Annotated in this window: 22 protein-coding genes; 5 read left to right on the top strand and 17 right to left on the bottom strand. The window is 57.1% G+C overall.

Annotation, left to right across the window (positions count from 1 at the left end; genetic code table 11):
• Nucleotides 1-774 (top strand): imidazole glycerol phosphate synthase subunit HisF, encoded by a 774-nt coding sequence (gene hisF / locus F6Y09_RS01785; RefSeq protein WP_152205211.1) that lies wholly within the window; start codon nucleotides 1-3, stop codon nucleotides 772-774.
• Nucleotides 775-798: 24 nt separating this feature from the next.
• On the opposite strand, the gene F6Y09_RS01780 is transcribed toward hisF, so the two are convergent.
• From F6Y09_RS01780 to gpmM, 4 genes are all read right to left on the bottom strand, one after another.
• On the bottom strand, nucleotides 799-1,647 hold the full coding sequence (locus F6Y09_RS01780) for a divergent polysaccharide deacetylase family protein (RefSeq protein WP_425481796.1): 849 nt from the start codon (nucleotides 1,645-1,647) through the stop codon (nucleotides 799-801).
• A 4-nt stretch (nucleotides 1,648-1,651) separates the two neighbouring features.
• Nucleotides 1,652-3,037 carry a S41 family peptidase gene (locus tag F6Y09_RS01775; RefSeq protein ID WP_152205210.1) on the bottom strand — a complete coding sequence of 462 codons (1,386 nt, stop codon included), beginning with the start codon at nucleotides 3,035-3,037 and terminating at the stop codon, nucleotides 1,652-1,654.
• 109 nt (nucleotides 3,038-3,146) lie between these two features.
• A complete protein-coding gene (locus F6Y09_RS01770) occupies nucleotides 3,147-4,346 on the bottom strand; it encodes a murein hydrolase activator EnvC family protein (RefSeq protein ID WP_152205209.1) in 1,200 nt (399 codons plus the stop codon).
• 53 nt (nucleotides 4,347-4,399) lie between these two features.
• Complete coding sequence (gpmM, locus tag F6Y09_RS01765; RefSeq protein WP_152205208.1) at nucleotides 4,400-5,947, bottom strand: 2,3-bisphosphoglycerate-independent phosphoglycerate mutase; 1,548 nt, start codon at nucleotides 5,945-5,947, stop codon at nucleotides 4,400-4,402.
• A gap of 170 nt (nucleotides 5,948-6,117) precedes the next feature.
• On the opposite strand from gpmM, the gene F6Y09_RS01760 reads away from it, so the two are divergent.
• Both F6Y09_RS01760 and secB read left to right on the top strand, forming a co-directional pair.
• Entirely contained in the window at nucleotides 6,118-6,534 is a 417-nt protein-coding gene (locus tag F6Y09_RS01760) for a rhodanese-like domain-containing protein (protein ID WP_152205207.1), read from the top strand.
• 141 nt (nucleotides 6,535-6,675) lie between these two features.
• On the top strand, nucleotides 6,676-7,179 hold the full coding sequence (gene secB / locus F6Y09_RS01755; RefSeq protein ID WP_152205206.1) for a protein-export chaperone SecB: 504 nt from the start codon (nucleotides 6,676-6,678) through the stop codon (nucleotides 7,177-7,179).
• On the opposite strand, the gene trmL is transcribed toward secB, so the two are convergent.
• From trmL to F6Y09_RS01730, 5 genes are all read right to left on the bottom strand, one after another.
• Nucleotides 7,176-7,640 carry a tRNA (uridine(34)/cytosine(34)/5-carboxymethylaminomethyluridine(34)-2'-O)-methyltransferase TrmL gene (gene trmL, locus F6Y09_RS01750; protein ID WP_152205205.1) on the bottom strand — a complete coding sequence of 155 codons (465 nt, stop codon included), beginning with the start codon at nucleotides 7,638-7,640 and terminating at the stop codon, nucleotides 7,176-7,178. The two genes, secB and trmL, sit on opposite strands and share 4 nt — an antisense overlap.
• Nucleotides 7,641-7,643: 3 nt before the next feature.
• The gene (locus F6Y09_RS01745; protein WP_152205204.1) at nucleotides 7,644-8,822 is read right to left on the bottom strand and encodes an acetyl-CoA C-acetyltransferase; all 1,179 of its coding nucleotides are present in this window, start codon (nucleotides 8,820-8,822) and stop codon (nucleotides 7,644-7,646) included.
• 59 nt (nucleotides 8,823-8,881) lie between these two features.
• Complete coding sequence (locus F6Y09_RS01740) at nucleotides 8,882-9,628, bottom strand: pteridine reductase (RefSeq protein ID WP_246180255.1); 747 nt, start codon at nucleotides 9,626-9,628, stop codon at nucleotides 8,882-8,884.
• Between the two features lie 30 nt (nucleotides 9,629-9,658).
• Nucleotides 9,659-10,756 carry a tRNA nucleotidyltransferase/poly(A) polymerase-related protein gene (locus tag F6Y09_RS01735; protein WP_152205202.1) on the bottom strand — a complete coding sequence of 366 codons (1,098 nt, stop codon included), beginning with the start codon at nucleotides 10,754-10,756 and terminating at the stop codon, nucleotides 9,659-9,661.
• 133 nt (nucleotides 10,757-10,889) lie between these two features.
• Nucleotides 10,890-12,158 carry a conjugal transfer protein TraF gene (locus F6Y09_RS01730; protein WP_179959316.1) on the bottom strand — a complete coding sequence of 423 codons (1,269 nt, stop codon included), beginning with the start codon at nucleotides 12,156-12,158 and terminating at the stop codon, nucleotides 10,890-10,892.
• A gap of 83 nt (nucleotides 12,159-12,241) precedes the next feature.
• On the opposite strand from F6Y09_RS01730, the gene F6Y09_RS20055 reads away from it, so the two are divergent.
• Together F6Y09_RS20055 and F6Y09_RS01725 are read left to right on the top strand one after the other, a co-directional pair.
• Complete coding sequence (locus F6Y09_RS20055; RefSeq protein ID WP_179959315.1) at nucleotides 12,242-12,412, top strand: hypothetical protein; 171 nt, start codon at nucleotides 12,242-12,244, stop codon at nucleotides 12,410-12,412.
• 285 nt (nucleotides 12,413-12,697) lie between these two features.
• The gene (locus tag F6Y09_RS01725; protein WP_179959314.1) at nucleotides 12,698-13,798 is read left to right on the top strand and encodes a flagella assembly protein FlgT middle domain-containing protein; all 1,101 of its coding nucleotides are present in this window, start codon (nucleotides 12,698-12,700) and stop codon (nucleotides 13,796-13,798) included.
• Nucleotides 13,799-13,810: 12 nt separating this feature from the next.
• Here F6Y09_RS01725 and F6Y09_RS01720 read toward each other — a convergent pair whose 3' ends face one another.
• The 8 genes from F6Y09_RS01720 to F6Y09_RS01685 form a co-directional block, all read right to left on the bottom strand.
• Complete coding sequence (locus F6Y09_RS01720) at nucleotides 13,811-14,269, bottom strand: SufE family protein (RefSeq protein WP_152205200.1); 459 nt, start codon at nucleotides 14,267-14,269, stop codon at nucleotides 13,811-13,813.
• Nucleotides 14,270-14,306: 37 nt separating this feature from the next.
• On the bottom strand, nucleotides 14,307-14,849 hold the full coding sequence (sufT, locus tag F6Y09_RS01715; protein ID WP_152205199.1) for a putative Fe-S cluster assembly protein SufT: 543 nt from the start codon (nucleotides 14,847-14,849) through the stop codon (nucleotides 14,307-14,309).
• A 37-nt stretch (nucleotides 14,850-14,886) separates the two neighbouring features.
• Entirely contained in the window at nucleotides 14,887-15,240 is a 354-nt protein-coding gene (locus F6Y09_RS01710; RefSeq protein ID WP_152205198.1) for a HesB/IscA family protein, read from the bottom strand.
• 13 nt (nucleotides 15,241-15,253) lie between these two features.
• Nucleotides 15,254-16,507 carry an aminotransferase class V-fold PLP-dependent enzyme gene (locus F6Y09_RS01705; RefSeq protein WP_152205197.1) on the bottom strand — a complete coding sequence of 418 codons (1,254 nt, stop codon included), beginning with the start codon at nucleotides 16,505-16,507 and terminating at the stop codon, nucleotides 15,254-15,256.
• 5 nt (nucleotides 16,508-16,512) lie between these two features.
• Entirely contained in the window at nucleotides 16,513-17,799 is a 1,287-nt protein-coding gene (gene sufD / locus F6Y09_RS01700; RefSeq protein WP_152205196.1) for a Fe-S cluster assembly protein SufD, read from the bottom strand.
• Between the two features lie 13 nt (nucleotides 17,800-17,812).
• Nucleotides 17,813-18,577: a Fe-S cluster assembly ATPase SufC gene (gene sufC, locus F6Y09_RS01695; RefSeq protein WP_152205195.1), complete on the bottom strand. Its 765-nt coding sequence runs from the start codon at nucleotides 18,575-18,577 to the stop codon at nucleotides 17,813-17,815.
• A 57-nt stretch (nucleotides 18,578-18,634) separates the two neighbouring features.
• Complete coding sequence (sufB, locus tag F6Y09_RS01690; RefSeq protein ID WP_152205194.1) at nucleotides 18,635-20,083, bottom strand: Fe-S cluster assembly protein SufB; 1,449 nt, start codon at nucleotides 20,081-20,083, stop codon at nucleotides 18,635-18,637.
• Between the two features lie 285 nt (nucleotides 20,084-20,368).
• The gene (locus tag F6Y09_RS01685) at nucleotides 20,369-21,553 is read right to left on the bottom strand and encodes an NnrS family protein (protein WP_152205193.1); all 1,185 of its coding nucleotides are present in this window, start codon (nucleotides 21,551-21,553) and stop codon (nucleotides 20,369-20,371) included.
• Nucleotides 21,554-21,657 lie beyond the last annotated feature (104 nt).

Genomic DNA, 21,657 nt, shown 5'->3' with positions numbered 1-21,657 from the left:
ATGGCACTGGCCAAGCGTATTATTCCTTGCCTGGATGTGGAAAAGGGGCGGGTAGTAAAGGGCGTCAACTTTGTTGATATCCGTGACGCCGGCGATCCGGTAGAAGTCGCGCGGAAATACAACGAGCAGGGTGCCGACGAAATCACCTTTCTGGATATTACCGCCAGTCACGAAAGCCGTGATACCACCTATGAAACCGTTGAACGTATGGCCAGTGAGGTCTTTATTCCGCTCACGGTTGGCGGTGGCATTCGCACGGTAGACGATATCCGCAAACTGCTCAATGCCGGCGCTGACAAAGTCGCTATCAACACGGCCGCAGTGTTCAACCCGGATTTTGTCCGTGAGGCTGCCGACCGTTTTGGCAGCCAGTGCATTGTGGTTTCCATCGACGCCAAGCGGGTCAGTGGCGAAGGCGAGCCGCCGCGCTGGGAGATTTTTACCCACGGTGGTCGCAAGCCGACCGGCCTGGACGCCATTGAGTGGGCTCTTAAGATGACGGATATGGGAGCCGGTGAGCTGTTGCTGACCAGCATGGACCGGGATGGCACCAAGTCGGGGTTTGACCTGGCCCTGACCAGGGCCATCAGTGATGCGGTTGCAGTCCCGGTTATCGCTTCAGGTGGGGTTGGAGAGCTTCAGCACCTGGCGGATGGCATAATCCTGGGCGGTGCTGACGCCGTGTTGGCAGCGTCCATATTTCATTTCGGTCAGTTTTCGATTCCCGAGGCCAAAGCCTTTATGAAAGCGCAAGGCATTGAAGTGAGGGACTAGCTAGGTCAGTCTTTCTTGAGCAGCTCAGTCTTTTCTCGCCAGAGCAGGTCTGATGTCCTGCTTTTCGCCCGCGTTAAACATCTCCCGATTGCTGTTTCTGATCGCCCAGATTCCGCTCACCGTGGCCACCGCAATACCCTGTTCATCAAGCTCCGGCAGTTTTTTTATCAAGTAGTCCACGGTGACTTTGTGGGGATGTCCGATGCCGATAGCGCTGCCATTACGTTTGGCGGTTTCGATCAATAGCTGAAACTGTGCGTCGACATACTCTTCGGTTTGCTCGTGGTCCAGAAATACATCCCTGGTCAGGGTTGGCACACGGTGGGCTGCTGCAGTCTCACCCGCAATGGTGCTGGCAATCGTGCGGCTATCGACAAAATACAGCGGATAGCGGAAAAGTTCAGACATCACCCAGTTCATGTTGGGCTGCAGTTGGGTCAGCAGGCTGCCCATATGATTATTGACACCGCGAACATGGGGAATGGACTGAATGGCACGCCTCAGTGTGGTGGCAGTCACCGGTTCATTCATGCTGCCGTCCAGTCCGCCGGCGCCAAGGCCAATATTGCGGGTGTTGGCCATGGGGGCGTGCAGCATGATTTCTTTCTGGTGGGCATGCGCTGCGTTAGCAAGTTCGGTGGTGTGCCTGCGGAAGGGCAGAAATGCCAGGGTGACGGGATAATCCATCTCCACCAGTCGCCGGCCCTGGCTCAGGCTGTGCCCCATATCATCAATGATGATTGCGATGGTCGGTGGCGTCTCGCTGTCCGTGAAGTCGGGTGTAGCCAGGGCCAGGGAGGGACTGGCCGGAGGTTGCGCTGACACCAAGGGTGCCAGCAGCATCAACAGGGTAGCTCTCAGGACGATGTGCATGGGGTCAGTTGGTCCCGCCTTCCTTTTTATCGAGTATCTGCAAGCCTTTAAGCAGGTTAAGTGCCGATCTGAGCTGGTAGTCCCTGGCTATCGGGTTGGCCGCCTGCTCGGGGTCATCCGGGTTTTCCAGCTCTTCGGCGTCACCGTTCAACAGGTGGCCGCTCAGGTCTGCCTCGGTAAAGAAGGGTTGACTGTCCACCTCTGTCAGCTGCGCCGGTTTGATTTCAATATCCGGTTTGATGCCCTTGGCCTGGATGGAGCGGCCGTCAGGGGTGTAATAGCGGGCGGTCGTCATTTTGATGGCGTGAGTTTCATCCAGCGGTATGACAGTCTGAACCGAGCCCTTGCCAAAGGATTGCGTGCCCATAACCACTGCCCGTTGATGATCCTGCAGTGCGCCGGCCAGAATTTCCGAGGCGGATGCGGAACCGCCATTAATCAGTACGACAATCGGTGTGCCTTCCGCCATGTCGCCGGCCTTGGCGCTGAACCGCAGCCGAGAGCTCTGGATCCGGCCTTCGGTATAAACGATCAGGCCTTCATCAATCAAGGCGTCGGCAGCTTCGACCGCCGCCTGTAAAATACCTCCCGGATTGTTGCGCAAATCAATGACGAGGCCGTCCAGAGTGCCGTCATTTTCGGCCTTGAGTTTGTCGATGGCGGCCCGGAATTCCATACCGGTTTCGGCCTGGAACTGGGTCAGGCGAATGTAACCGTAACCGCTTTCAATCAGTCGCGATTTCACGCTGGCCACCTTGATAACATCCCGAACCACGTCAATCTCGATTGGTCCGCTCTGGTTATCACGCATGATGGTGAGGGTCAGGGTTGAGCCCGGTTTGCCGCGCATCAGGGTCACGGCCTCTTCAAGGGACATGCCCTTGACCGGCTGGTCACCGAGTTTGATGATCAGATCGCCGGCCTGTACGCCCGCTTTCTGGGCCGGGGTGTCATCGATGGGTGATATGACTTTGATGAAACCGTCTTCCATGCCGACTTCGATGCCCAGGCCGCCGAATTCGCCACTGGTACTTTCTTCCAGTTGTTCAAATGCTTTTGGTTCGAGGTAGGTCGAGTGCGGATCGAGCCCGCCCAGCATGCCTTTGATCGCGTTTTCAAGCAGGGTGCGGTCGTCGACTTCTTCGACGTAGGCGTCTTTGATGCGGCTGAATACTTCAGTGAATTTTCGAAGATCATCCAGGGGGAGCTGTTCTTCCGGATCGGGCAGCTGTATTTCAAGCTCCTTACCCTCGGATATGGCCTCCAGCATTCGCTGGCTTTCCGGGTCCAGTTCCTGAGCATAGGTGGCGCCCGACAGGGCCAGCAGGCTGCCTGCGCTCAGCATCGCAGCGAATAAAACAGTGTGGTGCTTGAATCTGACCCGTGTCATCTACGCATCCTGTCTACTGGTTGTTCTTTTGAGCACCTGCATCGGTGCATCGCCCCGACAGTATGGCGGTCCGTCAGGCATTTGTCAGCTCTCAAAAAAGGGCTTTGAATCAGCGCTTCAGCCATGTTTGTGGGTTCTGCGGCTCACCCTTGTAGCGAATTTCGAAATAAACACTCGCGGCGTCGGTACCGCCGGAACGGCCAGCGACTGCAATTGTTTCACCTGCATCCACCCAGTCGCCGGGGCTTTTGAGCAAGCTGCTGCTGTAACCATACAGGCTCATGAAGCCATCACCGTGATCGACGATGGTCATCAGGCCAAAGCCCCTGAGCCAATTGGCAAACACCACCCGGCCGTAATGGATGGCTGTGACGTCGGCGTCGTTGCCGGTGGTAATCAGAATGCCGTTGTACTTGAGTTTACCCTGCGCCAGGCTGTCGCCAAACTTATGCTCGACCTTGCCACGGGCGGGCCAGGGCAGTTTAGCCTTGAGGGCCTGGAACGGTTTGGACTCATTGGGAGACGGGATCCGGGCAATGGCTTCTTCCACTTCCTGCAACAGTTTTTCAAGGCGGCTGCGATCGGCCTCCAGCGATGCCCGCTCTGATTCCCGGCTACTGATGTCTGACCTGAGTGCCACCAACGTTTTTTCGCGCTGTTGTTTGCGGTCTCTGAGCTGGTTTTGGCGCTCTGTTGCCCGGGCCTGAAGTTGCGTCAGTTCGACTTGAGTCGCTTGGGCATTGTTCTGGGTGAGAGTGAGTTTTTCGAGGGTGCCATTAAAGTCTTTCAGGCGCTGGATGGCGTCCCGGCTGAGGTATTCGTAATAGGTCATGGTGCGCGAGATGGTTTGCGGGTCTATTTCATTCAGCAATACTTTGACCGCAGGCGCGTCGCCCTCCATCCATGCCGCGCGAATCTGTTTTTTCAGGCTTTCTCGCTGGCGGTCAAGGCTTGATACCAGCTCAGCTTCCTGAACCCGGAGTTCGTCCAGTTTCGCTTTCTGCTGTCGGGCTCTGGTTTCAAGAGACCGGCGCTCCCGGGTCAGCTCGTTGATAGAGCGCTCTGTTGCGACCAGTTCTTGCTCCAGGTCACTGCGGTCTTCCTCTGCGTCCTCGAGCCATTCATCAATGTCGCTGATCTGGTCCTTGAGGGCTGCAACTTGTGCTGGCGTTACGGTCTGCTCTGCGGTTACCGGTTGGCCAGCAACCAGCAGCCAGCAGGCCAGAATCAGGGCCAGCGCATGCCCCGGGGACCTGGTAACGAGAAGGCGCCGGTGGTATCCGGCACCCTTTTGGACTTCAACGGGCATTAAATCTGCGTCCCGTGATGAAGCTGAGCCTCACGGCAAGAACCTCAAGAACCTCAGTCAAGGTTGGCCAGGCTATGCCCGGTCATTTCTTTGGGCTGTTCAAGCCCCATAAGGTGAAGCAGGGTGGGGGCTATATCGCTCAGACTGCCATCGTCAGACAGCCCGATATGGCGAGGGCCGACATACACCAGCGGCACAGGTCCAAGGGTATGGGCAGTGTGCACCTGGCCGGAGATCGGGTCGGTCATCTGCTCACAGTTGCCATGGTCTGCGGTGATCAGGGCCTGACCACCAACTTCCTCGAGTGCTTTGATGACGCGTTCAACGCACTGGTCGATACATTCGGCCGCCTTGATGGCCGCATCCAGCTTGCCGGTATGGCCCACCATGTCGCCATTGGCGTAGTTGCAGATTACCAGATCGTACTTGCCGCTCTTGATGGCCTCTACCAGCTTGTCAGTCACTTCCGGGGCGCTCATTTCCGGTTGCAGGTCGTAAGTGGCAACGTTGGGCGATGGCACCAGAATGCGGTCCTCGCCTTCAAACGGCGTTTCCAGTCCGCCATTGAAGAAGAAGGTGACGTGAGCGTATTTTTCGGTCTCGGCAATGCGAAGCTGGGTTTTGCCGTTGTTTGCGATGTATTCGCCAAGACCGTTGGTGAGGGTCTCTGGCGGGTAGGCGCATGAGGCTTTGATGTCGGCAGCATACTCGGTCAGCATGACGAAGTCCGCCAGCTTCGGCCGTTTGCGGCGCTGGAAACCGTCAAAATCGGGCTCCACGAATGCTCGGGTAATTTCGCGAGCGCGATCAGCACGGAAGTTCATGAAAATGAGGGTGTCACCGTCATCCACGGTAGCGTCCGGCTCATTGCCCGCCTGGATCCGGGTCGCTTTCACAAATTCATCATTTTCGCCACGCTCGTAAGCCTGCTCGAGGCCTTCGGTTGCGCTGGCGGCAGTGAACTCTGCTTCACCCTGGGTTAGCAGATTGTAGGCCGCCTCAACACGGTCCCAGCGATTATCGCGGTCCATGGCAAAGTAGCGCCCGATAATGGAAGCCACCCGACCAACTCCGAGGGATTTCAGCTTTGCGGTGGCTTTTTTCAGCGAGGCCATGGCACTGCGGGGCGGCATATCGCGACCATCGAGAAACGCGTGAATATAAATCTGTTTGGCACCGCGGGCGGCTGCAAGCTCTGCCGCTGCAAGGACATGATCTTCATGGCAATGGACACCGCCGGGGGAAAGCAGTCCCATCAGATGCACGGCACCGTCATTGCGCACGGCCTTGTCGATAGCCTCGCACAACACCTTATTATCCGGGAACGTGCCGTCTTCAATATCTTTGTCGATTCGGGTCAGGCTCTGATATACCACCCGACCGGCGCCGAGATTCATATGACCGACTTCGGAATTGCCCATCTGGCCCTGGGGCAGCCCGACAAACATGCCGGAGGTATTGATCAGGGTTTTGGGTTGTTGCTGCCAGAGCTTGTCCCAGAACGGGGTGTTGGCGTTGCTGATGGCGTTGTCTTCCGCCGGGTCGCGATGGCCCCAGCCGTCAAGAATAATAAGTGCAGTTGGTGTGCGGGTGTCAGTCATCACTCAATCCGGTTGCTGTTGGTAACCGCTTGCAGCGGATGCAGGGATTACCTGAAGAATGAAAGGTTCGATTCTACCCGCTTTGGTGGTCTCCGGCTAATGCTCTCGCCTTCTGTCACCGCCCCCGGGTGTGTATAATCTCGCCAAATTAAAATCAGCAGGGCGTGTTAATGGACAGGTTGTTTGAGTTTATCGTTAATCACTACATTCTGGTGTCAGTGTTCGTGGCGCTTCTGGCGGCACTGTTCGTTCTTGAAACCCGCCGTGGTGGGCAGAAAGTCAGCGCCCAGGCTGCAGTTAACCTGATCAACCGGGATAAAGCCATTGTGGTCGATGTTCGAGAACGAAAGGAGTTCAACGAAGGTCGAATTACCGGCTCTCTGCACATTCCCTTGAGCGCGGTGAAAGAACGCGCCAGCGAGCTCAAAAAGCACCAGGATAAACAGATAATCGTCGTCGACAAGATGGGCCAGCACTCAGCCACCGCCGTCAAGGTCCTGAATGCGGAGGGTTATACCAATGTGACTCGCCTGAACGGCGGCATTGCTGACTGGAAGAGCAATAACCTGCCGCTGGTCAAAAAATAGGCCTGGCAGCTGATCTTGTATTAGAGCGTAAACTGACGCACTGTTTCACAACATCACGGGGGCCGGGCGATTAAACCAAGCCCGGTCGTTATAACAATAGGGTCGTTCTGAGGCCCGCGAAAGAAAACGAAAGGATTGAACATGGCTGAAAACCCGCAGGCAGCAGCAGGCAGCGAAGAAGCAAACCAACCACAGTTTGCCCTGCAGCGCATCTACGTGAAAGATCTGTCCTTTGAGTCACCGAATTCACCGCTCGTGTTTCAGGACCAGTGGAAACCCAAGGTTAACCTGGATCTGAACACCAGCCATAACAAGGTCGGCGACAATCAGTATGAAGTCGTGCTTTCGTTGACGGTGACATCAAAGATCGATGAGAAAGTGGCCTTTATTGTGGAGATTCAGCAAGCCGGTGTGTTTCTGCTGAAAGGTATCGAGGGTGCGCAACTTGGCCAGATGCTGGGCGCCTACTGCCCGACTATCCTGTTTCCCTATGCCCGCGAAGCAATCGACGGCGTTGTGAGCAAGGGCAGCTTCCCGGCCCTGATGCTGGCGCCGGTTAACTTCGATGCGATATACGCTCAGGCCGTCAAGCGCAAGCAGGAAGAAGCCCAGGGTGAAGCTGGCAAGGACGAGCAGACCCACTAACTTCCGCCCTCAAAACCCAGCTGCCGCCAGGCTTCGTAGACCACCAGCGCTGCGGTGTTGGAAAGGTTCAGGCTGCGGCTGTCCGGGCGCATGGGCACGCGAATACGATGCCCGTTCGGCAGCTGGTTGCGGATCGCCTCCGGCAGACCCCGGGTTTCCGGGCCAAACATCAGGTAATCCCCGGCCTGGAAAACCACTTCATGGTAAGGCCAACTGCCTTTGGTGGTTAACCCGAAAAGCCTGCGGGGCTGTTCTTCCGCAATGAACGCCTCATAGCCCGGGTGAACCTTGACGGTGGCGTATTCACTGTAGTCCAGTCCGGCCCGCCTGAGCTGCTTGTCCTCGAGGGTAAAACCCAGAGGCTCAATCAGGTGCAGGCGACAGCCGGTGTTGGCGCAGAGCCGGATGATATTGCCGGTATTCGGCGGTATCTCCGGCTCGAAAAGTACAACGTTAAACACCGATCAGCGTTCGATCGCCAGTGCGACCCCCATGCCACCCCCGATGCACAGCGTCGCCAGTCCTTTGTGGACATCACGACGGGTCATCTCGTGAATCAGGCTGACCAGGATGCGACAGCCGGAAGCGCCGATGGGATGCCCCAGCGCTATGGCACCGCCGTTCACATTGACTTTGGCTGTGTCCCAGCCGAGATCACGATTCACGGAAATGGCCTGGGCCGCGAACGCTTCGTTGGCTTCGATGAGATCAAGATCGTCCACTGACCAGCCCGCGCGTTCGAGGCAGCGCTGGGTAGCGGGAATAGGCCCGGTGCCCATGATGGCCGGATCAACACCCGCATTGGCATAACCGCGAATAGTGGCCAGCGGTGTCAGGCCCAGTTCTTTGGCTTTGTCAGCACTGCAGACAATCACCGCAGCGGCGCCATCGTTCAGGGAAGACGCGTTGCCAGCGGTCACGGAGCCGTCTTTTTTAAAGGCTGGTCGCATTTTCCCGAGACCTTCGGCGTTAACGCCTTCCCTCGGGCCTTCATCGCGGTCGACTGTCAGCGGGTCGCCCTTGCGCTGGGGCACGCTGACAGGCACGATCTGACCGTCGAAATAGCCCGCTTTCTGGGCTGCGACCGCTTTTTGCTGGGAGGCGGCGGCAAACGTATCCTGCTCTTCCCGGCTGATGCCGTACTTGTCGACGATATTCTCAGCGGTGACGCCCATATGGTAGCCGTTGAACGCATCCCAAAGGCCATCATTGACCATGGTGTCGATCATTGACCAGTTGCCCATACGCTGGCCGTTGCGACTGTTCGGCACCACATGGGGTGACTGGCTCATGCTTTCCTGGCCGCCGGCGATAATCAGCTCGGCATCGCCACACTGGATTGCCTGAACGGCCATGTGAACCGCTTTGAGACCTGAGCCGCACACCTTGTTGATCGTCATGGCGGGCACTGAGGCTGGCAAGCCTGCATTGATGGAGGACTGCCTTGCGGGGTTCTGGCCGACACCGGCGGTGAGCACCTGGCCCAACAGCACCTCGTTAACCTGGTTGCCAGCAACGCCGGATTCTTCCAGCAGAGCCTTGATGACGGCGGTACCAAGCTCATCTGCCCGCAAACTTGACAGGCCACCACCGAAAGCACCGATAGCCGTCCTCTTGGCGGCAACAATCACTACGTCACGCATAAAAATCTCCTTATTTTCGGATTAGTCGATAACAGTGTAGCACCGCTGGGAGTGCCGGCTTACATGTTCAGGCTGCGACCCCCGTCCACTGCCAGTATCTGACCGGTCACAAACGGCGCATCGCACAGCAGATAGATGACAGCACCGGCGATATCATCTTGATTGCCGGTTCGTTTCAGTGGCGTCTTGGCGAGAATTGCCTGCTGATAACCTTGTTCAATGGCACCTTCGTGCTCTGGCCAGAGAATGGCACCGGGTGACACACCGTTGACTCTGACCTCCGGGGCAAGATCGCGAGCCCAGGCGCGGGTCAGCGTCGCCAGCCCGGCTTTGCTTGCGCAATAAAGCGGGTGGTCGGCCAGGGGGCGCTCGCTGTAGATATCGATCAGGTTAATGATGCAGCCATGGGTTGCTTTAAGGGCCGGTAAGCAGGCCTGGCCCAGGAAAAAGGGTGCCCGGAGATTGGTATGCATGACCATGTCCCAGTCCTGCTGGGTGGCCTGACCAGTCGGGTTCGGGTAGAACACCGAGGCATTGTTGATCAGTCCGTCGAGGCGACCCCAGAGGGCAAGGCTGTCCCGGGCCAGCTCTATTATGGCTTCCGGTTGCGTAAGGTCTGCCTGTAGCATCGCCGCGGAGTCTGCCTGGATGGCGTTGAGTGCATCGACCAGCGCGGCGGCCTGATCGTGTCGGGATCGATGATGAATGATGACCCGCCAGCCACGATCATGCAGGCGCTCTGCCATTCGTGCGCCAAGTCGCTGGGCGGCACCGGTAATCAGTACAACGGGGGCTGGGTCGCTCAAGGACCACTCCTTCTGCAGGTTCATGTAGGCTCAGTGTTCAAGCTCTGCAATACGACGCAGGCGCTCTTGCCGGATTGCCTCGCCCAACGCTTTGCCTTCATGGCCCTGAGCCATCAATTCGCGGGCCTGCACCTTTTGGGCCGTTTCCAGGGCTTGTCGGAAGCGATTTGCCCGGCTCCGGGTCAAAGGTTCGGGCAGACATTCACAAACTGCCAGCAATCGCTCAAACCGCTCGGGCCGGCGCCAGACATCGGCTTCATTCAATAGTGCGAGTATATCCTCGGGTGAGGTCGCCGAGGTAAGTCGGGTACCCAATCGGGTGGTTAACCTGGCCAGCTCCTGACACTCGTTGGGCGCTTTCATGGCGTCGGCCCGTTTCTCGGCGTCGGCGGGGTCCAGACCCGACAACAGCGCCGCGAACCGCACATCGGTAGAGGAGGGCGCCTGGCAGGTACAGCCAAGGCTGGCCATTGCCTGTTGCAGGCGGGTGCTGTCATTCAGTTCGGGGATCAGTCGCGCCAGCGCGCCACAGGCCTGAAGAACGTCAAAGAAAACGGTAGGGGCCCGTTCCTGAAGAGCCCGGGCTATTTCCTGCCAGACCCGCTCCGGAACCAGGTGCTCGACCTCGCCGGCCTGGACCATCTCGGTCATGAGGTGCAGCGTTTCATCCGCCACGGTAAAGCCGTGGCCGCAGAAACGGGCTGCAAAGCGCGCGGTCCGAAGGATGCGCAGCGGGTCTTCGGCGAAGGCGTCCGAGACGTGGCGAAGGGTGCGACTGGCGAGGTCCGACTGCCCGTTGAACGGGTCGATGAGGGTGCCATCGGTGGCCCGGGCCATGGCGTTGATGGTTAAATCCCGGCGCAGCAAGTCATCTTCCAGAGTGACGTCCGGGGCGCTGTATACACTGAAGCCGTGATAGCCATGGCCCTGTTTCCGTTCGGTGCGAGCGAGCGCGTACTCTTCCTGACTCTCGGGGTGGAGGAAGACCGGAAAATCTGCACCCACCTGTCTGAAACCCTGTTGCAGCATCTCCTGTGGCGTCGCGCCGGTGACCACCCAGTCCCGATCCTTTACCGGCAGACCAAGAAGTTCGTCACGTACTGCGCCGCCAACCAGATAGGTTTTCATGAATCGGTTGTTGCTCCTTGTGGTTTTTTCTCAACGGATTATCAGGGTAAGGCCGTTTACAGGCAAACCGGTCGGCCACAAAAAAAAACCCGGCAGGGCCGGGCGTAAGGAGCACATTGCTTGAGGGTTCAGGTCAGAACGCAGCGCCAAGTTCAAAGGCCGCGCCAACTTCGGCATCGCTGACCAGGGCGCCGATATCCAGACGGGCGCCGAACAGTGAAAGACCAATACCGGCGGTAAACTGGGTATCTTCTTCAATGCCGTCGTTGTCGTCGTTGCTGGCCAGGTTCTGGCGCACACCGAAGCGGAGCTGGGCATAGCGGAAGGCATCGAGCTCCGCACCCAGAGCCATCCACTGGGTGTCATCTCCGTAGCCGAACGCCTTCTTCTTGGTCAGGTCCAATTCTGCGGTCAGTATGTGGAAGTCGCCTTTGTGGGCGATGCCGGCCGTCACCATGGGGTTGAGTTCCAGGGTATGTTCCTGCTCATTTTTTAGCGGGTTGGCACTGACGGCAGAGTCCAGCTTCACCGGGATCAGGTTCTTGACCACAACGCCGGCATTCCACTGGTTGCTGGAACCGAACGCATAGGCTGCGCCAATGTCCAGGTTAAATCCGCTCTTGTCGGTTTGATACTCATCACCGTCGAATTCATCGTCCTCGAAGCCGGAGACGGTTTCGGTGTATTGGAAGGTGCGAAGTTGAACGTATTTCGGCGACACCCCCAATTGAAGCTGCGAGTCGTTCTGCAGGTCGATCGACGTGGCGATGGAGATGCCAACCTCGGCCACGGCGGAGGCAAGAATGCGGCCACGGGATTCCAAGTCCCGGTCCAGGTCAGCGGCTATCAGCTCGTCGATGGTTGCCGTTTCAAGATCGGCCAGGAATTGCTCGTCGTCCTTGTCGAACTCGCCACGTACGGTGGCCCGCAGGTTGCCATTACTGAAGAAGCCGAAGGATATGGAGTCCGAAGGTACCGTCAGTGCGATACCCAGGCCGGCATCGATTCTCACGGTGTCACGATCGAAGTCGTTCAGTTGTTGTCTCAGTTCGCCAGCTGCCTGCCTGGCGCCTTCCGGATTGGAGGTTTTGTCCAGTTCCTGAAAGCGGTCAATGGTGTCTTGAATGTTGTCGATCTGGTCAACGGTTTCTTCCTCGTCGGCAAAGCGCGCGTTAACGGAGGGAAACACGAGGCCGAAATCGTCGGACCAGTCGTGGTGCTTTGCCGCCATCATGGCCGGATTGGAGGCCCCTGCCGCCGCTGGGTGCGCGATAGCGACATCGGTTCCGCCCATGGCAAAGGACCGTGACGACATAAACGTTTGCGGGCTGGCCAAGGCCGAAGTGGTGACGATGGAAAGGCCGATGGCCAGGGTGAGCTTGGTCAGACGATGTGCGGTCATGATGGATCCTGATGATGCATTGGTATTGGCGGTTCAAAGATTACGTAAAATTCAGATTAATTCAGTTCACCAGGCAATACAGCGTGGATGGGGTAACGGTTTGTTTTCGTTGTGTAAGTGAGGCGAAGGCAAATGACACTCTTCTCTCTGAAAAAATCGGCTTGGTGGGCAAAGTGAAAAGTATTCGTGCCCATAAAAAGGATGAGGAAAAACTTGAAATGGCATTGTCATTGGCAGGTACTGCTTTCATTTAATCAAACTCCGGCCAATTTTGAATTTCTATTTGATTGTCCTGTGAGTTGGCATGAATATTCCATGTTAAGTGCGACAAAGCTTTTGAATCGGGGTTGAAATCTGGTAATGGGATCGTCGGGACTTTGGCTTTGGGGAAAAACATGAAGAAATTGGTCACCAAGTATCGTCGGACAAACAGGGCCGTTATGGTCTGGGCAACTTGCTTGTCTGGACTCACTTCCGGTCTTACACATGCGCAAGTATCGAATCTTGAATTGCAAGCTTCCGGTGAGGCTAGTGAGCAAATGTCAACTAATACTGACCAGAAGCCGTCAGCTTTAGTTGTTAATGAGCAATATCAGGAAATTCAGGACGATGAGTTAACGCCTTCGGCTGAGAGTATGGAAATAGTGGGGGGAGCTTTAAATGAACCTGTCCACCTGATCATCACAAAACAAGTCGGCGGAACCCAGGACAAGCTGGATGTGCTGGCTGAATCCATCAGCAGTGAGCAGCTGCGACCAGAATTTGTACCTGGCCAGCAGTGCCCCGATGACAGGGCGCCTCGGTATCGAAAGAAGCTTGCAGTCGCCGGTTTCACTCTGGAACATGCCGGGCAAAGTGTTTTCGGTGGCTTGGGGCAGGTGGGTAAAGCGGTCTCCGGAATGCTGTACCAGAACTTCCGGGAGACCGGCAGTGTCCAGCCATTTGCGGCTCCCGACCGGCAAATGTTTGCCAGTTTGGGCAGCGCGCCGACTCATGCCGGTTTCGGCAATCGCTTGAGCAAGTACTCAGCGGTCAGCCGGGAAATGGGGGTGCAGTTTGTAGTATCCGGTGTCGTGCGTAATGTTGATGTTCATAACCCTGATGCCTGGAATACCTCCACGTACGCGAAAATGAAGCGTTCACTGTTCAGCGCGGATAAAGCTCGCGATTTTGTGGTGGATGTGGTGGTTCATGATGGGTATACCGGCCAGGTCGTCATGGAGGAGCGCTATGCAACCTCCGGTCGTTGGGATGTCTCAAGGACAGACCGGGTGGGTATTGATTCAGAGCGTTTTGGCGAAACCGGTTACGGGCAGGCAGTAAGCGATTTGCTGGAGGAGATTTCCGGGGATATAACCCGGCGCCTGGAGTGTCAGCCGATGTTGGTGCCGATACTTGAAGTCACAGGCAAGGATCTGGTGTTGGATGTCGGTACCGACTCTGGCCTGCTGCCGGGCGTTAAAATGAATGTTGTCCGGGCGCAATCCTCATGGGCCAATCCGGATGCGCCGCCGAGATTGGTGGACACCGGGGTGAAGCTACATATTCATAGTCTTAGCCTGGACCGAAGTATCGCCTGGATGCCGGAGCATGGGGGAGCGCTCAATATTCAGCTTGGTGACTACGCGGTTATTTACTAATTGGAAGGATATTCAGGCGGCTTGGGCTGCCGCGATATCGCGGATCTTGCCCACCATGGCCCGAAGCCCATTGCCCCGGGTCGGTGATATGTGGCGGAACAGGTCCAGTTGCTCGAAGAGTTCGTCGATGTCTGTGGTCAGTAATTCCCGTGGCTCGCGACCGTTGAGCGCAATCAGGATGATGGCGGCCAGCCCCCGGACAATCATCGCGTCGGAATCGATCAGCAGGTAGAGTTTGCCGGTGGCATCGTCAACATGATGGATCAACCAGACCTGGCTTTGACAGCCATGGACGTAATTCTCTTCCCGGCGCTCGTCATCGGGGAAATCCGGCAATTGCTTACCCATATCGATGATGTAGGCGTAGCGCTCTTCCCAGTCGTCCAGAAACTCGAAATCCTCGATAACGTCCTTGATCGTGACGCTTTTGCCGAGCGGGTTGTTGATGAAGGTTTCCAGTGCCGCAGTCATTGATTACTTCTCTCCGTAGCGAATGCCGTGTATGGGACTAAAACATGCCCAGTTCGAGTTTGGCTTCATCAGTCAGCATATCGCTGTTCCAGGGCGGATCAAAGGTCAGCTCAACGGTCACTTTGTCCACGTTGGGCACGTGCTCGACCTTGCGCTTGACGTCATCAGTGATCACCGGACCCATGCCGCAGCCGGCGGCGGTCAGGGTCATCTTGATGAACACTTCGTTGCCGTCCGGCCCGCCGTTGGTAATCTGGCAGTCGTAGATCAGCCCCAGGTCTACCACATTGACCGGAATTTCCGGGTCATAGCAGTTACGTATGGCTTCCCATACCTGATTCTCGTTGATGGTGCCGTCAGTGGGGGTGTCGAAACTGCTTTCCAGCGGTTTTTTGCCAAGCGCGTCGGCTTCGTGGCCTTCAATGCGGGCGAGATTTCCGTTGACCGCGACCGTGAAACTGCCGCCCAGGGACTGGGTGATAGTGACAAAGGTGTCCGACGGAATCATGATCTCGGTGCCGGTAGGCACGAGACGGGCTTCCACCTCGCGTTTGGTCAGGACAACTTCCCGTTCTTGCATGAATCTCTCAGGCCTCGCCGTTTAACAGGGTATTCGCTTAAGCGATAGAAAAGCTTTCGCCACAGCCACACTCAGCCGTTGCGTTCGGATTGCGGAAGTAAAACATGGAGTTGACGCCTTCGGTGATAAAGTCAATTTCAATACCATTGACCACCGGCAGATGCTTGCGCTCGACATAGATATCGACGCCATCCACGGTGAACACCTGATCGTCTTCCTGTGCTTCCTCGACCCATTGGGTCTCATATTTGAAACCGGAGCAACCACTCTTTTTAATAGCCAATCGAATGCCCTTGGCCTCCGGTTTCTTGGCCAGTTGTTTCCTGACGTGATTGACTGCGGTGGGAGTCATGGTGACTCCCACCGTCGGGGTAAAGGTTTCAGCCGTCATCGTATCGCCTCCATCAGGCAAACAGCCGCTGGATCTTCCGGAGCGCGGTAAACAGCTGCTCCACTTCATCCAGCGTATTATAAAATGCAAAGGACGCCCGGGCAGTACCCGGCACCCCGTAAAAGTCCATCAGGGGCATGGCGCAGTGATGGCCGGTGCGGATCGCGATGCCCTGCTGATCCAGCAGCGTTCCTATATCACTGGGGTGTAAACCGGCAATTTTAAAGGATATCACCGGTACTTTATTCGCCGCCGTGCCAATCAGTTCCATGCCTGGTACCGTCTCAACCAGTGCATTGGAGCGGGCAAGCAGCTCTTGCTCGGCTCGCTCCATGGCTGCCCGATCAAACCTGTTCAGGTAGTCAATTGCAGCACCCAGGCCGACAGCTTCAGCAATGGCGGGGGTGCCGGCCTCGAACTTGTAGGGCAGGGTGTTCCAGGTGGTCCGCTCAAAACTGACCCGCTCGATCATTTCACCGCCACCCTGGTACGGCGGCATGGCCTCCAGCATGGACTCGCGTCCGTAGAGCGCGCCGATGCCGGTGGGGCCGAACAGTTTGTGGGCGGAGAACATGTAGAAATCGCAATCCAGCGCCTGCATATCCGGCTGGTAGTGGGGCACCGCCTGGGCACCGTCGATGACAGTGATGACATCGAATTTGCGAGCTTTTGCCACCAGCTGTTGCACCGGGTTCACGGTGCCAAGCACATTGGACACATGGGTCAACGCCAGAATCCTGGTGTTCTCACCCAGCAGGCTGTCGAAGGAATCCATATCCAGCTCGCCCTGAGGCGTTACCTGAACGGGTATCACTTTCGCTCCGGTGCGCTCCGCCAGCATCTGCCAGGGCACGATGTTGGCGTGATGCTCCATGAAGCTCACAAGGATTTCATCACCGGCTTTCAGTTTACCGGCAAGGCCGTTGGCGATCAGGTTGATAGCTTCGGTGGTGCCCCGGGTCCAGATGATCTCGCGGGTGCTGCGAGCATTGAGGAATTCGCGAACGGTTTCACGGGCACCCTCAAACGCGGCTGTCGCCCGGTCACCCAGGGTATGGGCGCCCCGATGCACATTGGAGTGCATCTCCCGGTAATAACGATCCATGGCATCCAGTACGGCCGTCGGCTTCTGGGACGATGCACCGTTGTCCAGATATACCAGCGGCTTGCCGTGAACCGTTTGCGACAGGATCGGAAAATCCTTGCGCACGGACTCAACGTCAAACATCTGTCTGGCGACTGTGTTAGCCACGGAAAGATCCGTCATAGCGATCAGGCCTCGTTAAACGTCTGTTCGAAGAAGAGGTTGAGACGGGCCTGAACGGTCTCTTTGACCGGCTCGACCGGAATGCGCTCAACCAGCTCATTGATAAATGCCATGCTCAGCAGCGCCCGTGCTTCCCGCCTGCCAATGCCCCGGGAGACCAGATAGAAAATCGAATCGGCGTTCAGCTGGCCGACAGTGGCACCGTGGGCGCACTTTACGTCGTCGGCGTAGATCTCAAGCTCCGGCTTGGTGTCGATTTCAGCGCCGGTAGACAGCAACAGGTTCTTGTTGCTCATGTTGGCATTGGATTTCTGGGCATCCGGATGAATATGGATGCGGCCATTGAAGATCGCGTGGGACTCATCCGCGGCAATGTTGCGATAGGTTTCATCGCTGTTGCAGTGGGGGGCCACGTGTTCAATGGTGGTGTGGTTGTCGTAGTGCTGCTTGTCCTGGGTCACGACCACGCCGTTGAGCACGCATTCTGCACCGGGCCCTTCGAGGCGCACCTGCAGATCGTGTCGGCGCAGGGGGCCTCCGAATCCGACGGTATGGCTTTCAAAGCGCGCATTGTTCTTGAGCCGTGCTCCGGTGGCACCGATGTGCTGCACGTTGTCTCCGTCCAGCGCGAGCCGGATACTGGTGACCTGGGCGCCTTCGGACAGCGCAAATTCAGTCACCGTATTGACCATGGCCGACTCGGCGCCGCTGGTGATGTATTCCTCGACCAGGGTGATTTTGCTGTGGCGGCCGGCATCCACATAGATGCGTGGGTAGGCCGACCCGGGGGTACTGGCATCGGTTTCGCACACAATGTAGAGGGGCTGGTCAAGCACGGCATCAGCTTTCAGACGGATATACAACCCATCCTCAAAGCGGGCGCTGTTCAGGCGCGCCAGTTGCACCGCGTTGCTGTCGAGGGTGTTGTCAAGTCGCTCAGCGAGCTCCAATGCCTCATCATCATCCAGGTCCGCGAAACGTTGAATCGTAATGCCGTCGACGTCCGGATAATCACTGGCTTCCGGTACCATCACCCCGTTATGAAACACCACGTGGTAACCGGCAACCGCAAGCTCGGGGCCGGTTTTGCCAGCGGCGGGCAGGCCTGTTGCCAGCTCGTCATCCAGCTTCAGGTAACGGCTGGAGTACTTCCAGTTCTCGGTTTTGCGCGTGGGTAACGGCATATCGATCAGCGCCGTACCCCGCTGTTTACGCAAGGCCATCAAGGGCTCCGGCAAGGCATGCCCTGACGCCTGGAGGAAGCTGCTGGAAAGTCTGGGTGCTGCGATCATTCCTGCATTCTCCTTAGCTCGCGGCGGCGGCAGTTTCGTTAATACCAAGCCAGCCATATCCGCGCTCTTCCAGTTCCAGCGCCAGTTCCTTGCCGCCGGATTTGACGATGCGGCCATCAGCCAGTACGTGCACGAAATCTGGCACAATATGGTTCAGCAGGCGCTGGTAGTGAGTCACCATCAACACCGCCCGGTCTTTGGATTTCAGCGCGTTGACACCATCCGCGACAACCTTAAGGGCGTCGATGTCAAGGCCGGAATCGGTTTCGTCCAGAATCGCCAGCCGGGGCTGAAGCAGCAGGGCCTGCAGTATTTCATTACGCTTCTTCTCACCACCGGAGAAGCCTTCATTCACGCCGCGCTTCAGGAAGCCGGGGTCGAGATCGACCTGTTTCGAGGTTTCCCGCGCCAGCTTCATGAATTCGGCGGCGTTCATTTCGGGCTCGCCGCGATGCTGACGCTGAGCGTTCACCGCTGTGCGCAGAAACTGCATGTTGCTGACGCCGGGAATTTCCACCGGATACTGAAAGGCCAGGAAGATGCCTTTTCGCGCTCTTTCTTCGGTCACCAGTTCAAGCAGGTTGTTGCCGTCCAGCAGTACTTCACCCTGTGTCACAGTGAAGGTTTCATTGCCTGCAAGCACCTGCGACAGGGTACTCTTGCCTGAGCCGTTCGGGCCCATGATGGCATGGATTTCCCCGGCCTTGATTTCCAGGTTAATGCCCTTGAGGATTTCTTCACCCTCAACGGTGGCGTGCAGGTTCTTTATGCTCAGCATGGATCAATTTCTCTCTGGTTAAATCTGTCTGAATTCCAGGGCGCGTCGGGGGCTTTGCTAGCCCACCGAACCTTCAAGGCTCACTTCGAGCAACTTGCCGGCCTCAACCGCAAATTCCATCGGCAACTCTTTGAACACTTCCCGACAGAAGCCATTGACGATCATCGATACGGCCTGTTCCGGGTCAATGCCGCGTTGGCGGCACAGGAACATCTGCTCGTCACTGACCTTTGAGGTCGTCGCCTCGTGTTCCAGAATGGCACCCTTGTTTTTGGTCTCAATGTACGGAAACGTATGGGCCGCGCTCTTGTCACCGATCAGCAGGGAGTCACACTGGGTGAAATTCCGCGCGCCTTCAGCACCGGGTCCGAATTTCACCAGGCCGCGATACGCGTTGCTGCTGTGCCCGGCCGAAATACCCTTGGAGATGATGGTGCTGCTGGTGTTCTTGCCCAGATGAATCATCTTGGTGCCGGTGTCGGCCTGCTGATAGTTATTGGTCAGCGCCACGGAATAGAACTCACCGACGCTGTTCTCGCCTCGCAATATACAGCTGGGGTACTTCCAGGTGATGGCTGACCCGGTTTCAACCTGGGTCCAGGAGATTTTCGAGTTTTTTCCAATGCAGGCGCCGCGCTTGGTGACAAAGTTGTAGATGCCGCCTTTACCGTTCTCATCGCCCGGGTACCAGTTCTGTACGGTGGAGTACTTGATCTGGGCATCGTCCATGGCCACCAGTTCAACCACCGCCGCATGGAGCTGATTCTCGTCGCGCATGGGAGCGGTGCAGCCTTCCAGGTAGCTGACATAACTGCCGGCTTCGGCAATGATCAGGGTGCGCTCGAACTGGCCGGTATTGGCAGCGTTGATCCGGAAGTAGGTGGACAACTCCATCGGGCAGCGCACGCCCTTGGGCACATAGACAAAGGTACCGTCGGAAAAGGTCGCCGCGTTCAGGCAAGCAAAGAAGTTGTCGCCAGCAGGCACCACCGAGCCGAGGTATTTTTTCACCAGCTCCGGGTGCTCCTTGACGGCCTCTGAAATCGAGCAGAAAATCACCCCGGCTTTGGCCAGCGGCTCTTTGAAGGTGGTAGCAACCGACACCGAGTCGAATACCGCGTCAACTGCAACGCCTGCCAGGGCCGCGCGCTCGTGCAGGGGAATGCCCAGTTTTTCGTAGGTGCGCAGCAGTTCCGGATCAACCTCGTCCAGGCTCTGGAGCATGTCTTCTTTTTTCTTCGGGGCAGAATAGTACGAAATACTGTCGTAATCGACCTTCGGGTAGTGCACGTGAGCCCATTCTGGCTCATCCATTTCAAGCCAGCGACGGTAAGCTTTCAGCCGCCATTCCAGCATGAATTCAGGCTCATTCTTGATGGCTGACAGGCGCCGGATAACATCTTCACTGAGGCCAGGCTCAAACGTATCAGATTCGATTTCTGTGACGAAACCGTGCTCGTATTCCCGTTTGATCAGCTCGTTCACCTGTTTGTCGGTGTTCGCCATGATCGTCGCTCCGTATTCTCTCTCATTGGGACCGCTAGGCCCGCTGTTTTGTCAGTAAAGACCCTCAGGACCTTACTGCAGGCTTCGGGTGTCATGCCCTCAGTACTGGGCGAGAGCCGGATCTTGGCACCCGTAAACCTGCTGAGGGTCGTTGTTAGATGAGGCTTTTGATGACCAATTGTACAATATCAGACTAAATTAGTCAGGTATTAATTTGGTGTGTCGTGAGTATACCGCAATTGGCCGGCGAGGCATTAACGGGCAGGTAATGACGGTGATAGTCTGTCAGCCGGGCTGACCGTCCAGGCGAGGGCTGGCCAGTATTTTTGTATATCGGAGCAGGAACATACCGTAGGCCAGAAGCCATAACACTGCACTGACAGCGATACCTGAGTGCCAGGGAATCAGGGTGAACGCCGTCAATACCCGAACCAGCGCCGCCAGGTGAATGGCAACGAAGGCCAGTACCATCCCTTCAGGCAGCACCAGTGGTCGCCCGGTATGGCCCAGGGACACCCGGGCAATAACGCCGAGCACAAGGCAACCGACGGCTCCGGTGCCGGCAGCATGCGTCCAGGCGCTGACGGGCCAGCCCGCGAGCAGCGACCCTGCCAGCAGTACCAGCGTAACCGGCACCCAGAGTAGCGACAGATGCAATATCCAGAGTAATGGCTCGGTTCGCGCCAGCCAGCCCTGCCAGAGCGCCAGTCGGGCCAGCATCAATGCAGCCGCAGTTATAGCCAGCAGAGCGGTGAGTGAGGAGAGGCCGATGACCAGAGATACCATCAGTAAAATCAGGCTGGCCAGGGTGGTGAGGTCCAGTTTGGGAATCATCCTGACGGCGGAGGCGTTCAGACCCCGCTGTCGCAACCACCCCACTGTGAACGCCGGGGTGATGCGACCGCCGACAATGCTGATCAGCGCCAGCGCCATGATCAGTGCGCCGTAGCTGAACCTGGGCTCAAGCCGGGTCACAAAACCGATCTGCATCAGCCACAGCAGGCCCAGTACCACCAGTATCATCCACTGGCGGGCCTGGCGTGCACGCCAGATGCGATGGCCGGCATCCAGCATTACCAGGGGCAGGAACGCCAGGTTGACGGTATGCACCAGCCACTCCGGTGCGCCGGCGCCGAACGCCAGCAGCAATCGCCCTGCCAGCCATACCAGCCATAACATTATTAACGGTGCGCCACGCAGGCGTTCGGTCTTGGTCCAGACACAGACAGCGGTTAACAGGAAACCGGCGATGGCTGCTGACAGAAAGCCGAACAGCATTTCATGCTGGTGCCAGAATACGCCCGGAAGCGCCAGTGGCAGGTTGATGATACCCGTGATCTGGAGAGTCCATAACGGAATTGCCAATGCCCCCAACACTGCCATGGAAACAAAGAATATGCGGAATGGGTAGGTGAACAACTGGCCCAGAGAGGCCTGCTGCCGGGATTCGCTGGTCGGGATGGCGTGCATGGTGTGGCTCCGTTTGCTGCAGGCTGTACTCGGTTTACGATAACATACATATTATATGACTCTTAACGTATGCAACATACCTATTAACAGGTATCGTCTAACCG

This window comes from Marinobacter changyiensis (assembly GCF_009193265.1).
Taxonomy (GTDB): domain Bacteria; phylum Pseudomonadota; class Gammaproteobacteria; order Pseudomonadales; family Oleiphilaceae; genus Marinobacter; species Marinobacter changyiensis.
Note: the sequence above shows the minus strand (reverse complement) of the source record. Positions and strands in the feature narration are given on the sequence as shown.

Coding starts and splice junctions, on each gene's coding strand:
- F6Y09_RS01745 (WP_152205204.1), bottom strand. CDS start 8,822: ATGCGTGACGTAGTGATTGTTGCCGCCAAGAGGACGGCTATCGGTGCT.
- F6Y09_RS01725 (WP_179959314.1), top strand. CDS start 12,698: ATGTCAACTAATACTGACCAGAAGCCGTCAGCTTTAGTTGTTAATGAG.
- F6Y09_RS01720 (WP_152205200.1), bottom strand. CDS start 14,269: ATGACTGCGGCACTGGAAACCTTCATCAACAACCCGCTCGGCAAAAGC.
- sufD (WP_152205196.1), bottom strand. CDS start 17,799: ATGATCGCAGCACCCAGACTTTCCAGCAGCTTCCTCCAGGCGTCAGGG.
- gpmM (WP_152205208.1), bottom strand. CDS start 5,947: ATGACTGACACCCGCACACCAACTGCACTTATTATTCTTGACGGCTGG.
- sufC (WP_152205195.1), bottom strand. CDS start 18,577: ATGCTGAGCATAAAGAACCTGCACGCCACCGTTGAGGGTGAAGAAATC.
- F6Y09_RS01685 (WP_152205193.1), bottom strand. CDS start 21,553: ATGCACGCCATCCCGACCAGCGAATCCCGGCAGCAGGCCTCTCTGGGC.
- hisF (WP_152205211.1), top strand. CDS start 1: ATGGCACTGGCCAAGCGTATTATTCCTTGCCTGGATGTGGAAAAGGGG.
- F6Y09_RS01735 (WP_152205202.1), bottom strand. CDS start 10,756: ATGAAAACCTATCTGGTTGGCGGCGCAGTACGTGACGAACTTCTTGGT.
- F6Y09_RS01705 (WP_152205197.1), bottom strand. CDS start 16,507: ATGACGGATCTTTCCGTGGCTAACACAGTCGCCAGACAGATGTTTGAC.
- F6Y09_RS01710 (WP_152205198.1), bottom strand. CDS start 15,240: ATGACGGCTGAAACCTTTACCCCGACGGTGGGAGTCACCATGACTCCC.
- F6Y09_RS01775 (WP_152205210.1), bottom strand. CDS start 3,037: ATGACACGGGTCAGATTCAAGCACCACACTGTTTTATTCGCTGCGATG.
- F6Y09_RS01780 (WP_425481796.1), bottom strand. CDS start 1,647: ATGCACATCGTCCTGAGAGCTACCCTGTTGATGCTGCTGGCACCCTTG.
- sufB (WP_152205194.1), bottom strand. CDS start 20,083: ATGGCGAACACCGACAAACAGGTGAACGAGCTGATCAAACGGGAATAC.
- F6Y09_RS01770 (WP_152205209.1), bottom strand. CDS start 4,346: ATGCCCGTTGAAGTCCAAAAGGGTGCCGGATACCACCGGCGCCTTCTC.
- F6Y09_RS01760 (WP_152205207.1), top strand. CDS start 6,118: ATGGACAGGTTGTTTGAGTTTATCGTTAATCACTACATTCTGGTGTCA.
- F6Y09_RS01730 (WP_179959316.1), bottom strand. CDS start 12,158: ATGACCGCACATCGTCTGACCAAGCTCACCCTGGCCATCGGCCTTTCC.
- sufT (WP_152205199.1), bottom strand. CDS start 14,849: ATGCAAGAACGGGAAGTTGTCCTGACCAAACGCGAGGTGGAAGCCCGT.
- secB (WP_152205206.1), top strand. CDS start 6,676: ATGGCTGAAAACCCGCAGGCAGCAGCAGGCAGCGAAGAAGCAAACCAA.